The sequence below is a fragment of the Bacillus sp. ABR genome (genome assembly GCF_056172715.1).
Window position 1 is genome coordinate 190,352 of record NZ_JAOYSL010000006.1, and the last position, 13,155, is coordinate 203,506.

12 protein-coding genes are annotated in these 13,155 nt (G+C 43.6%); 3 read left to right on the top strand and 9 right to left on the bottom strand.

Features of this window, described 5'->3' with window-relative positions:
- Positions 1-3: 3 nt before the first annotated feature.
- Both pcrA and pcrB read right to left on the bottom strand, forming a co-directional pair.
- On the bottom strand, positions 4-2,226 hold the full coding sequence (pcrA, locus tag OIT90_RS17945) for a DNA helicase PcrA (RefSeq protein ID WP_474892799.1): 2,223 nt from the start codon (positions 2,224-2,226) through the stop codon (positions 4-6).
- A gap of 57 nt (positions 2,227-2,283) precedes the next feature.
- Complete coding sequence (pcrB, locus tag OIT90_RS17950) at positions 2,284-2,976, bottom strand: heptaprenylglyceryl phosphate synthase (protein WP_039176977.1); 693 nt, start codon at positions 2,974-2,976, stop codon at positions 2,284-2,286.
- Positions 2,977-3,250: 274 nt separating this feature from the next.
- Here pcrB and OIT90_RS17955 point away from each other — a divergent pair, with 274 nt between their 5' ends.
- Positions 3,251-3,616 (top strand): DUF2283 domain-containing protein, encoded by a 366-nt coding sequence (locus OIT90_RS17955; protein ID WP_474892800.1) that lies wholly within the window; start codon positions 3,251-3,253, stop codon positions 3,614-3,616.
- 224 nt (positions 3,617-3,840) lie between these two features.
- On the opposite strand, the gene OIT90_RS17960 is transcribed toward OIT90_RS17955, so the two are convergent.
- The gene (locus OIT90_RS17960) at positions 3,841-4,071 is read right to left on the bottom strand and encodes a hypothetical protein (protein ID WP_039176971.1); all 231 of its coding nucleotides are present in this window, start codon (positions 4,069-4,071) and stop codon (positions 3,841-3,843) included.
- A gap of 139 nt (positions 4,072-4,210) precedes the next feature.
- Between OIT90_RS17960 and OIT90_RS17965 the strand changes: the two genes are divergently transcribed.
- Positions 4,211-5,791, top strand: coding sequence for an FMN-binding glutamate synthase family protein (locus OIT90_RS17965; protein WP_041087101.1), 1,581 nt, complete (start codon positions 4,211-4,213; stop codon positions 5,789-5,791).
- 241 nt (positions 5,792-6,032) lie between these two features.
- Here the strand turns inward: OIT90_RS17965 and OIT90_RS17970 are convergent, their stop codons facing one another.
- Entirely contained in the window at positions 6,033-6,347 is a 315-nt protein-coding gene (locus OIT90_RS17970) for a YerC/YecD family TrpR-related protein (protein ID WP_024424524.1), read from the bottom strand.
- Between the two features lie 561 nt (positions 6,348-6,908).
- Positions 6,909-8,651, bottom strand: coding sequence for an adenine deaminase C-terminal domain-containing protein (locus OIT90_RS17975; protein WP_099662993.1), 1,743 nt, complete (start codon positions 8,649-8,651; stop codon positions 6,909-6,911).
- Positions 8,652-8,776: 125 nt separating this feature from the next.
- Here OIT90_RS17975 and OIT90_RS17980 point away from each other — a divergent pair, with 125 nt between their 5' ends.
- A complete protein-coding gene (locus OIT90_RS17980) occupies positions 8,777-8,998 on the top strand; it encodes a YgaP family membrane protein (RefSeq protein WP_024424522.1) in 222 nt (73 codons plus the stop codon).
- Positions 8,999-9,029: 31 nt separating this feature from the next.
- On the opposite strand, the gene OIT90_RS17985 is transcribed toward OIT90_RS17980, so the two are convergent.
- The 4 genes from OIT90_RS17985 to OIT90_RS18000 are packed head-to-tail and all read right to left on the bottom strand — an operon-like array spanning position 9,030 to position 13,014.
- A complete protein-coding gene (locus tag OIT90_RS17985) occupies positions 9,030-10,295 on the bottom strand; it encodes a peptidase (RefSeq protein WP_059376564.1) in 1,266 nt (421 codons plus the stop codon).
- Positions 10,296-10,309: 14 nt separating this feature from the next.
- Entirely contained in the window at positions 10,310-10,975 is a 666-nt protein-coding gene (locus tag OIT90_RS17990; RefSeq protein WP_047202795.1) for a 3-oxoacid CoA-transferase subunit B, read from the bottom strand.
- A complete protein-coding gene (locus OIT90_RS17995; RefSeq protein WP_151284111.1) occupies positions 10,951-11,637 on the bottom strand; it encodes a CoA transferase subunit A in 687 nt (228 codons plus the stop codon). Before OIT90_RS17995 ends, OIT90_RS17990 begins: the two co-directional genes overlap by 25 nt.
- Before the next feature lie 12 nt (positions 11,638-11,649).
- The gene (locus OIT90_RS18000) at positions 11,650-13,014 is read right to left on the bottom strand and encodes an aspartate aminotransferase family protein (protein WP_151284110.1); all 1,365 of its coding nucleotides are present in this window, start codon (positions 13,012-13,014) and stop codon (positions 11,650-11,652) included.
- Positions 13,015-13,155: the final 141 nt, after the last annotated feature.

Here is a 13,155-nt window from a genome sequence, read left to right on the forward strand (position 1 = left end):
AGTTTATTGCTTCTCGATTGGTGCAAATGCTGCGAGAAGACGCTTAATGCCTGTAGGGCTTGGGAACGCAATATCAAGCTCTGTGCTGTCTCCGCTGCCTTTCACACTCACAACCGTACCAACGCCCCATTTTTTATGGGCCGCTTTATCGCCCACAGCCCAGCCAATACTGCCACCGCCTGTGTTTTGAATGGTTTGTGTTTGCGGACGTGAGACAGGTCCCCGTCTTTGCGGTCTTTCTCTTGTTTGGCCAAACGGTGTTTTTGTTTCTTTTTTCTCATTTAGGTTGTCCAATAAATCGGCTGGTATTTCTCGAATAAATCTTGATTCAAGGTTCATGTTCGTCCGGCCGAAAAGTGTTCTCATTTTCGCACTTGATAAATAAAGCTCTTCTTCAGCCCGTGTGATGCCTACATAAGCGAGGCGGCGCTCTTCTTCCATCTCTGCATCTTCCATTAATGAACGGCTGTGCGGGAAGACACCCTCCTCCATTCCCATTAAGAAAACAACAGGGAATTCCAAACCTTTTGCGGCGTGAAGTGTCATTAAGATGACAGCATCCTGATCTTCTTCTTCATTTTCATCCAGCTTATCAATATCTGCGACGAGGGCAAGATCTGTCAGGAAGGTCACAAGTGACTTGTCTTCATTTTGTTCTTCAAAGTTCTTCGTGACGGATAAAAACTCGTCAATATTTTCTAAGCGGCTTTGTGCTTCAATCGTTTTTTCAAGCTTAAGCGCTTCACGATAGCCTGTTTTCTCTAAAATTTCTTCTGTTAATTCTGTGACAGATAAATAATCCTGCATGTTCGTCATTTGATCAATGAGCTGTTTGAACTCATCAAGCGCATTGGCTACTCGTGCACTCAGTCCAATGAAATCCACCTGACCAAGTGCTTCAAACATAGACAGATCATTCATCTCCGCATATGCTGCAATTTTATCAACAGATGTCGCACCGATTCCGCGCTTTGGTACGTTGACAATTCGTGCAAAACTAATATCGTCATCTGGGTTTGCCACTAGGCGTAAGTATGCCAAGATGTCCTTGATTTCTTTTCTGTCATAGAACTTCGTGCCGCCGACAATGTTGTATTGAATGTTGGCCTTCATTAACGTTTCCTCTATGACACGAGACTGGGCATTTGTTCGGTAAAGGATCGCAAAATCGGATAATTTACGCTTTCCGCTTTGATGAAGCTGACGAATCTTTCCTGCGACAAATTGTCCCTCACCGAATTCATTATCTGCACGGTAATAGGCTATCTTCGCGCCTTCATCATTTTCTGTCCAAAGATTTTTTGGCTTTCGGTTTGCATTGTTTTGAATCACCGTATTTGCAGCATGCAAAATGCGTTTCGTCGATCTGTAATTTTGCTCAAGCAGAATCACTTCACTGGATGGATAATCTTTTTCAAAGGAGAGAATGTTTGTAATATCCGCTCCGCGCCAGCGATAAATAGACTGATCCGAGTCACCGACAACACATATATTTTGAAAACGCTGCGCGAGCAGTTTCACAAGCATGTACTGCGCTCTGTTCGTATCTTGATACTCATCCACATGAATGTATTGGAATTTCCGCTGATAGTGCTCTAACACTTCAGGGATGCGCTCAAACAGACGAATCGTCATCATAATTAAATCATCAAAGTCGAGTGATTGGTTTTTGAGTAAACGCTTTTGATAATCTGTATAGACATCGCTGACAACTTGATCATAGAAATCACCGGCTGTTTTGGCGTATTCCTCTGCGTCAATGAGTTCGTTTTTTGCACTGCTGATCGATCCTAAAATGCTGCGTGGATCGAACTTTTTAGGATCGATATTCCGTTCTTTTAAAATGTTTTTAATGACTGAAAGCTGGTCAGATGTGTCTAAAATAGAGAAGTTGCGATTCACACCAATGCGGTCAATATCGCGTCTTAAAATACGGACACACATGCTGTGGAACGTAGAGATCCAGATGTCATCCGCGCCAGGTCCTAAAATAGCCTGGACACGTTCACGCATTTCACGTGCTGCTTTATTTGTAAATGTAATCGCTAAAATGTTCCACGGAGCTACATGTTTTTCTGCCATTAAGTAGGCAATTCGATGTGTGAGCACCCGTGTCTTCCCGCTTCCTGCTCCTGCCATCAACAATAAAGGACCGTCTGTTGCTTTGACTGCTTCTTTCTGTGCGTCATTCAGCCCTTCTAATAGATGATTCGATATTTCATTCATTCCATTCACCGCCAATTCGAACTTATGTTCTATTTTAACCCGTTTCGTCTTATTTGACTATGATGACTTTTTGACTGCATCCACTGTCTTTAATGCTTCTTTGAAATTGTCATAAATGACGTTTCCTACAACCACGACGTCTGCATGCTGCGAGAAGTCTTTTGCCTGCTTAGCGTTCTCGATGCCGCCGCCATAAAAAAGAACTGTTTCATCAAGCACTGCTTTTGTTTCTTTGACAAGCTCTATGTCTCCAAGCGTTCCGCTGTATTCCAGATAAAAAATGGGCAGCTTCATCAAATGCTCTGCCACTCTTGCATATGCTCTGACGTCATCGATATCCAGCGCTGTATTTGCCTCTGTGAGCTTGGCCGCTTTACAATCTTCATTTAAGATGACATAACCTTCAGGCACAATCTCTTCCATTGACATCAAATCACCGAATTCCTTCATCGCGTCCTTATGAAGCCCGACAATCCAGTCAGGGTGAGTACTGTTTAAGACAGTCGGGATGAAATACAGATCAAAGCCCGGCACAATCATCTCATGTGTGGAGATTTCGAGCACACATGGCACTAGAAAGCGGCGGACCTTTGACATCAATTGAAGCACGTTGTCCTCTGTCACATGATCACTTCCGCCAATCAATATGGCATCCGTCCCAGATTCGCAAATCGCTTCTAGCTGTTCATCGGAAATTTCTTTATTTGGATCGAGTTTAAAGACATGCTTCCACTCGGTAACATCATACATGAAAAACGTTCCTCCATTCGTTTCATTCCATTTAAATATTATAACAAAATCAAAGGCCGCAAAAAATGGGTAACCTCCTTCAGCTAAAAGTTTCATTCTTTTGAAAATGAGCGATTGTGACTTTAGATAAAATGGCTGGAGAATAGATGAAAAAATCGACTTGGAGAGGAGCTGAAAGAGGTTGATATTTTGGCACTTTGTCACATGCTATTATACAATAAAGGAATATTTTACTATAGATATAAAAAAGATCTATTGAACAGAGGTGACTCTTTTGAAAAGAACAATTACTTATGAACAAAGTATAGATATCGGATACATCTATATCACCCCGCAATCGGAGCGTTTGAAAATCAAAGAAACCATTGAATTAGATGTCAATGAATGTATCAATGTAGATATCGATAAAGAGGACCGAGTGGCTGGATTGGAGTTATTTGCAGAAGAATCCGAAGTGCTGCGGAACGCTCCGGTTTATGAGGATCATCTTTCTTTACGTTTGACGGATCAGGAAGTTCTCTCAACCTATCATCTGTCAGGCGTTGAATTCCAATTCTCGACACCTGATCAAAAAAGGCTGATCGGTTTTACCATTGTCGATCCTTTTCGCTATAACACCACAAGAAAAAAACCGTTTTGATCTTTCAAAACGATTCAGCGTGTAGACAAACCCTCGCATTCTTTGTCAGGTCTGCGCTCCGATGCTCACGAATGCTAAATTCGCTCCGCTCCGGTGCTCGCCCTTCCTAGACTTCAAAGGTTTTCTATCACGCTGAATAGAAGACAAAGGGCTAAAAGAAAACCCTTTTAGCCCTTTGTCAACAATCTGAACCGTTTTGATCTTTCAAAACGGTTTTTTTCAAACTATTGTCTCGCTTCATTAAAATAATGGACGGATGTCATGGCCCCTTCGTCGACCATCTTGTTGTCTTGGATATCTAATGGATCTGGGTGGCCGGCTTTTTCAGGAACCTTTTCATCTGACCGGAACATGCTTGCCCATTTTTTCAGATGCTGTTTATTTTTTACGGCTAATAACACAGCTCCTCCAACCCCTAATCCTGCAAGTACATACGCATTTGGACGCTTATTCATGTATGTTCCCTCCCCTTATGATCTTATTTGTAAGTTACCCCGCCTTTTCATTTCTAAACGTCACAATATGTTGATGTGGTTTCTCTTTTTATGAAAAGTGGAATAACAACAGCAATGAAAGAGAAAAGAGGGGATCTTCATGACCACAACCTTAATGATCATCGGCACATTGCTAATCATTTTTTTGATCATCCCAATCATTCTATTGATCTGGATTTGGATGAGGGATGAAAAACAAGAAGAACATTCAGTTCTACGAAATTATCCGGTCATTGGAAAGCTGCGGTTTATCTTTGAAAAAATAGGACCTGAGCTTCGCCAATATCTGTTTCTGAATGACCGAGAGGAGCTGCCCTTCTCAAGAAGAGAATACGAGCAGGCGGTCATGTCAGGAAAGTACAAAAGCCGGACGATGGGCTTTGGATCAAAACGTGATTTTGACAAGCCAGGCTATTACATTCGAAACGTCCTGTTTCCAAAGCAGCGAGATGAACTACGAATCGATCAATCTGAAAAAATCAAAACGAAAGTGTATCAAATTGATCAAGACAATTTACTGCGAAGAAGTGAACATTTCAAAGAAGTCGAAGCAAATCCTTATTTTCTCCATCAAGAGGATGTACAAGTCATTGGCGAACACACATGTCAAAAGCCTTTCCATGTGAAAGGACTGATCGGTCAATCCGCTATGAGCTACGGCTCCTTAGGCGACAGGGCTATTACAGCTTTATCCTCAGGATTAAAAATGGCCGGCGGTACGTGGATGAACACAGGTGAAGGCGGGCTTTCTCCTTATCACCTCAAAGGCGGCGCAGATATCATTTGTCAGATTGGGCCCGGTTTATTTGGCGTTAGAACAGAGGATGGCGCATTTTCCTTTGAAGAATTCAAGAAAAAAAGCGAGCATGAGGAAGTCAAAGCCTTTGAACTCAAGCTGGCACAAGGAGCAAAAACACGCGGCGGTCATATTGACGGCGAAAAAGTAACGGAAGAAATTGCGAATATCCGTAAATTACCGCCTCACCAATCCATTGACAGCCCAAACCGCTTTGAGATGTTCCACTCCATTCCTGACATGTTTGATTTCATTGAGGAGCTGCGGAGTATAGGCGGAAAGCCAGTTGGAATCAAACTTGTTGTCGGGCATAAAGAAAATATTGAAGAGCTTGCCAGCTATATGAAAAAAAGCGGGAAACACCCTGATTTCATTACAGTTGATGGCGGAGAAGGCGGTACAGGGGCGTCCTTTCATGAATTGGCGGATTCCGCAGGGCTGCCAATTTTCACGGCACTCCCTATGGTTCATCAAATTTTGAAAGAATACGGTGTCAGAGATCAGGTGAAGCTCTTTGCTTCTGGCAAGCTTCTTTCGCCTGATAAAATTGCGATTGCCCTTTCAATGGGAGCTGACTTTGTGAATATTGCTAGAGGTCTCATGTTTTCAGTCGGATGCATTCGCGCCCAAGTCTGCCACACGAATAAATGCCCAGTCGGGGTCGCCACGACTGATCCAAAGCTGCAAAAGGGTTTATCAATTGAAGAAAAAAAATACCGAGTGTGCAATTATATCCTGTCTCTTAGAGAAGGTTTGTTTAACTTATCCGCAGCTGCGGGAATAGAATCGCCTATTCATTTTAATGAGAAACATATTATTTTTAGACAAGAGAATGGCGAGACAAGCGAAGTGCCGATGTTCTCAGGCACACAGCCATCTGTCTAGCTTGAAAAGGTGCGGAAACGCACCTTTTTTTATTAACATTTTCGTATAAAGTTAGCAAACAGTAGAGTTTAAGAAAATCATCTCAAACGAAGATGACATCTCCTATGAATGAGAAAGATGGTTTATGGACGAGCTAAATTAAAAAAACAGGGACCATTTATCAGTCCCTGCCCGCTTTTCATAAAAAAACTGCAAACAAGTCCATTTTTCGTGAAAAGGATTGTTTACAGTGAAAGCTGCTTTATTTTGTTTCGTTATTTTCCTGCTGTTCGGCTACGCGGTCAAGTGCCATCGTATAGGCATCGTTGCCGTAGTTTAAGCAGCGTTTGACACGTGAGATGGTTGCAGTGCTTGCACCTGTTTCCGTCTCAATTTTATGATACGTGTTTCCCTCGCGAAGCATACGTGCTACTTCAAGACGCTGTGATAAAGATTGGATTTCATTGATGGTACACAAATCATCAAAGAATCGATAACATTCTTCCAGGTCTTTAAGGGATAAGATGGAGTTGAATAACTGATCTAAACTTTTGCCCCTTAATTTATCAATTTGCATCTTAATACATCTTCTCCTTTACTATTGCCACACCGCTTTGCACGATCTTCTTCTAAGAAAGCGGTATCTTTCCTGACTAATTTTTTTAAAACCTCAGCAATGAGCTTTGAACAGATCATGACAGGTTTGGTTCTACGCTGAAAATGCCGTCAGGTTCTTTCGTAAGCCGAAGCTTCTTTATCGTAAACAAATTCGACAAGTTCTGTCATTTTCCTTGTATGACAATCTGACAAACTTGTTTGCTTCCTGTATAAAGATGACTTCTGCTTGGTTAGGTCTTCTGCCCTAATATATAGACTTTGCGGAAAGCTCAGCGAGACCCACAAATATGCGCCCCGCCTTGCTCGATCATTCAAAATATGTTGGCCGGTCAGCGTAACCGACAGAATCATTTTACAATTAGAGTACTTCATTCGTCATGTCAAAGCCCTCTGCTTTGTCAACAGCTCCACATAAGATCATGATCACTTACATGGCAGTGAAGAGAACCATAGCTCACTTCTGCCCTATAACAGCAGTCAGAAATGCGGCAAAGATGATACAGCTCCACTCTGTTATATTTTAACGCATTATAGACGGAAAGAGTACAGTTTTTTTCATGACATCAAATATTCCTCTTGGCGTCACTCGAATATATGGCAAATGTGTACTTTGGAAAAAGACAAGTGTATCAATTGGGCAGTCAAATGGATAGCCGCGCTCAATGAGCAGCTCGCGTAATGTTTGTTCCTGCTGAAGAACAGTCTCAAATGGTTCAGCCGATGCACAGCCTGATAATTGCAGCGGGATTTCATGCAAAATTTTCCCGTTCTCTGTGAGGACGATTCCCCCGCCAATTTCTTTCATCCGCTTATGTGCCAGCATCATATCCTCTTTATTTTTCCCGATCACTAAAATGTCACCCGTGAGCGAAAATGAGCTGACAAAGCCTTGCACTTTGTTTGCGAATCCTTTTAGCATCGTATTCACACGCCACTCGCCTTTTCGGTCAATTAGGCTAAAGAAGCTTTGATCATGGTCACATGACAGCTGGTTGATTGAGTTATCAATTTCCACTGTATAAGGCTCCATGATGACGGCATTTCTCATCTTCACACCCAGTGGCATAGAGAATTGCAAATCACTCATCGTCAGGTCATACCCCAAATCTAATGGAAGAAGCCCGCCATTTTCCCATTTTGTTTCTTGGAATTGATGCTGGTTCTCGCCATCTAATTTGAGGATAACCCCTTTAGATATGACCGTTTCAGGATTTGGGTTCATTGGATCATCTAAAATATTCAAAGAAGCCAGCCGTCCAGGACCGACAACGCCTAATAAGTCATCAATTTGATGGTATTTTGCAATGTTAAATGTCGCCATATTATACGCATCAATGATCGGCACGCCTTCTTCAAGGGCAATCGAAATCAAGCGGTTAATCATGCCTTCCTCATAAAAGTGAGGAGCAGCACCATCTGTTGTATAGAAAAAGTGGTCATAGTGTCTAAAATCACGCTCATGCAATTCTCTTAAAATATTCACTAAATCTGGGCGGATGGAAGAATGCCGCAATGAAACATGATAGCCAAGGGACAATCTTTTTAACACATCGTCCGCATTCATCGCTTCATGATCACTGTCCGCGCCAAACAGCTTCATTTTTGTTAGCGTTTTCTCAGAAGCTCCGGGGAAATGCCCTTCAATTCGTTTTCTCTGCTTCTTCGTTTCTTGCATGCAATATAAAATGAGATCATCACCGTCCATCAATCTTGGCCAGCTTGTTAATTCGCCGCCTTGAAGGACGTCAGGATGATCAATCCATTCCTTCCGGTAGTTGACTGGCAGCATCTCATCTTCATATCTGACTTCCGTTTGAAGATCGTATCTGGACCACCAGAAATACTGAAATGGCTGCTTTTTTAATTCACATAGAGTGGAAAGCGCTTTCTTTTCATTGCTTTGCAAAAGAAGAAATAAGTTATCGCTGACCATTGTTGTTGTGCCAAATTGAGACACATATTCTGCAAGTGATTGGGGATTATAAATATGGAACGGGTGCGCGTGAGGCTCTATATACCCAGGCACAATGTATTTCCCTTCACAATCAATCACACGTTTAGCTGATTTATTTTGAGGAAGCTCTGCTCCGACATAAACAATTCGATCATCATGTATCCAAATATTTGCCTTCACCCATTGCTTCAAAAACGGGTTAAGCACGAGTCCATTCGTTAAAAGGAGTGTTGGAACTATTTTTGAGTCGACTACATCGATTTGTGTGCGGATGTCATTATTTCTCCAATTAAAAGTACGTTCGGACATTCACATACTCTCCTTCATTTGTATTAGCCCTATCGTAACATAACGAACCACGTTACGCATTAATGAAACGTTACAATTTCTTGAAATCACACTTAAAATAATTTAAAAAAGGAGATTCACCTTCAATGAAACCTAATCTTGGCTTAATGGAAGCGCTCATTAGAATTGCCTGCGGAATGACAATATGTACTGTAGCTGGATCCTTATATGCTAGAAAACCATGGAGTAAAATGCTGCTTTTGGGCATCATGTTTGGCGGTATGAAACTAGGATCTGGCATTCTTCGTTTTTGTCCAGTGACATATATGTGTGAGCAGCAGGACACACATAAAGAGAAGGCTGAGTAAGGCAGCCTTCTTTTTTGTGATCATTTTCATCTCATTCCGCTGCTTCACACCATTCGACCATTGTCCCTGCAATAATTTCTGCTGCTTCTATCACATGCTCAATGTCGATAGATTCATTCGGAAAATGGGCAAGCTCCGTTGTTCCAGGTCCAAACACGATAATTGGAATACCTGCTGCCTGTGACAGTAATCCGCCGTCAGTTCCCCAAGGGGCGGCTTCGATCTTCGGCGGCTGCTTCATGACCGCTTCATATTGTTCCTTCAATAAACCTAAAAGCGGATGATCCGTATCGATTGAACCCGGAAGCCATCTTGCACCAAACCATTCGACCTCAACAGGATGTTCATGGAACCATTCATCTTTTTCTCCGAGTCCTGCCATCCAATTTTCTAGTTCCTTCTCTGCCTGTTCTACTGTCTCACCCGGCATCACCCCGAGCCTGCCTTCCATTGTGACAAGGTCTGCTACAGAGGATGGCCAATCACCGCCTTGAATTTTCCCGATATTGATCGGAATCGGAATTGGGATATGCTGAAACAACGGCTCCGTGATTCGCTGATTTCTTTTTTCTTCTAGTGCCGCTATATGTGAAAGGACAATCGTACTCTTTTCTATAGCAGAAACACCGTGATATCTTGTTCCGCCATGAGCAGCCCTTCCTTTAATATGCAGTCTGAACCATTTAGATCCTTGCTGAATCGGAAAGATTTTCATATGACTTGGCTCTGGAATGATGGCTGCATCTGCTGTATATCCTCTCAGTATGGCTGCAAGGGTGCCTGCACCGCCGCTCTCTTCTTCAACAACACTATGAAACACGACATCTCCCTTCAGCGGAATCTGAAGTGCATGCAGTGCCTCAAGTGCAAAGAGTAAAGAAACGTTTCCACCTTTCATATCTGTTGCCCCGCGTCCATAAAGTCTCCCGTTTATGATATGCCCGCTGTAAGGCGGATATGTCCATTGTTTGTGATCTCCTGCTGGGACAACATCCACATGCCCATTTAATAAAATAGATTTGCCGCCGCCTTTTCCTTTCAATCGTCCGGCGACATTAGGACTTCCTTTAAAAGAACGCCTCGGGGAATAAAAATACGGATGGTTCAGCAAGTCATCTCCGCCAATGTCCCATACGTCAACATCAAAGCCAATGGCAGAAAGTTTATTTGCTACGATTTGCTGTACTTCTTGCTCATTTCCTTGTGTGCTGTCACATTGCACCATTTGCTGAAGAAGCGTTACGGCTTCCTCCTTATGCTCTTTCATCCAGTTTCTGATACGTGTGGTTGGCTGCAAGTCAGTCATCCTTTCTACACAACAGATTTGACATCAGGCGCTAAAATGAGCGGCGCCTCTGTCGCCCTCATGACATCTTCCGGCTGAAACGGCGGCATGACTTCACGCAAAATGAGCAGCTGTGATTTGACCTCAATGACTGCCATATCTGTAATAATCAGATCCACACAAGACTTAGCTGTTAAAGGCAGCGTGCAGGCGGCTTTTATCTTAGATTGTCCGTGTTTATCAAGGTGACTCATCACGACCACTACCTTTTTCGCTTTTTGCGCGAGTTCAATCGCTCCGCCCATACCCGGTACTCGTTTACCTGGTACAATCCAATTCGCAAGATCCCCCTGACTGCTGACTTCAAGTGCACCTAAAATCGTCATATCCAGCATCCCTTTGCGAATGATGCCAAAAGCGGTTGTGCTGTCCATATATGAGCCGCCTTTTGTTAACGTAATAGGGAAACCTCCGGCATTGCACAAATTCGGATCTTCTTCCCCTCGTGCTGGTGAAGCGCCTGCTCCCATAATGCCGTTTTCTGCATGCAGCCACACCTCGTAATGTGCTGGGATGTATTCAGCTGCAAGGGTTGGGATGCCGATCCCAAGATTGACGATCATCCCATCTTCAATTTCCTGTGCCGCACGTTTGGCTATGCGGTGTCTTAAATCGATGTCTCCCATGCCCATGTCCAGTTCACTCCTTTTGATTGCACGATCTGGTTCACAAATACGCCTGGTGTCACGATTTCTTCTGGATGAAGCCTGCCCACAGGTACAATCTCTTCTACTTCTGCAATGGTCCAGTCTCCTGCCATCGCCACAATCGGGTTTGTATTCCGTGCACTTTTATCAAAAATCAGGTTCCCTGCTTCATCTGCTTTGAGGGCATTCACAATCGCAATATCCGCAGTCAGTGCAGGCTCAAGAATATACTTCTTTTCACCTAGCTGAACCAATTGCTTCTCATCAAGATTGAGGCTATCCATGCCGACATCTGTCACAATGCCCGCTAAACCCATTCCGCCTGCCCTGATCTTTTCCGCTAGGATGCCCTGCGGGTAAAAAAGAACGTCTAGTGTACCCGCCTGCATTTTCTGCCCGGCAATTGGGTTAGAGCCAATATGTGAAGCAATGATTTTCTTCACTCTTCCTTCTGTGATCAGCCTGCCAACACCGATTTGCGGGAAGCCTGCATCGTTTCCGATCAATGTCAGGTCTTTGATATTGGCTTCTAGAATGGCATCGATCAATGATGGCGGTGACCCCACACCACCAAACCCACCAAACATGATAGTCATTCCGTCTCTAAAATGCGTGATGACTTCATCAAAGTTCGCTGTTTTATTCATTATCTTTCCTCCCTACATCGCAGATGGGAAAAACCCTCGATTGATGACTTCTTGTTCAACCTGCGTCATTGTCTGCCCGAATAAATGAATGAGTTCATCCATCTCCTGCTGCGCGATGGAAAGCGGTGGTGCGATCATGATTGCTGCACCTCCTACGCCATCCTCTCCAGCGCTTGCTGGGTAAACAAGCAAACCATTCTGCTTGGCCGTCTCCACAACTAAATGCGTCATTTGAGTATGGGCAGGAAATGGTGTTTTCGATAATCGGTCTGCGACAAACTCAATGCCAATAAGCAGTCCCTTTCCTCTCACATCTCCTATGATGGAATGGTTTGTTTGCAAATCCTTTAAAGCATTCATTAAATATCGGCCAGACAGATCAGCTCGTTCTGGAAGCTGGTGTTTTTTCATATATCGAATGACAGCCAGTGAGACGGCTGCTGAAAGCGGATTGCCGCTATATGTGTGGCCTGCCATCACAGAGCCCGAACCGCTGAGAATTGGTGCAATCACATGATCCGCTGAGACAGCTGCCGCAATCGGTGAATAGCCGGCACTCATGCCTTTTCCAAGCACCATAATGTCTGGGACGACGCCCCAATGTTCCATAGCAAACATTTTCCCAGTTCGTCCAAAGCCTGTCATGACTTCATCTGCAATCATTAAAATATCGTTTTCCTCACAGACACGCTTCATTGCCTCAAAATATCCATCTGGCGGTACAAGTGCCGCGCCCGCTGCTCCAACAATCGGCTCTGCAATAAAAGCCGCAATCCTCTCTTTTCCTATACGCTGAATGACCGTTTTAAATTCCTGGACATACCATTCGACCTGCTTACTTTCTTCCTTTGGTAGCCATGAACGGTAGCTGTATGGCGGAGACAGCACCGGGTGTTTTTCGAGCAGTGGTTCAAAGCGCTCTCTCCTTGCAATATGTCCTGACATCGACAGCGCACCAAGTGTAATGCCGTGATAACTCATCCATCTTGAGATGATGTGATTCTTCTCTGCCTTCCCCTGCTCCTGCCAATGCTGAATGGCAATTTTCATCGCAGTTTCCGTTGCCTCTGACCCGCTTCCGACAAAAAAAGACCAGTTCAGGTTCCCTGGGCAGAGTGTACTCAATTCATAGGCAAGTTCTTCTGCTGGTTCATTTGTGAATTGTGATCTGTACGTAAAGCTCACCTTTTTCGCTTGCTCTGTCATGGCATCAATGATGTCTCTTATGCCATGTCCAATACTTGCCGTGACAGCACCAGATGAGCCGTCTAAATATTTTTTCCCGTCCCGATCATATAAATAAATCCCCTCTCCTTTCACAGCCACAGGATAATGCTGATTCAACATTGGTTTGATTAAGTAATCCCGGGTCTCCACTTTGTCATTCCTCCCTCTCTCGTCAGCAGCTGCATCTTTCTTTTTTCATGAATCGCAAGAAAATTTTGTATACTTGTTATAAGATTAGCTTAATCAAGAGGGCAGTCATCCTCCATTCGCCACATGCCCGAATTTCACACG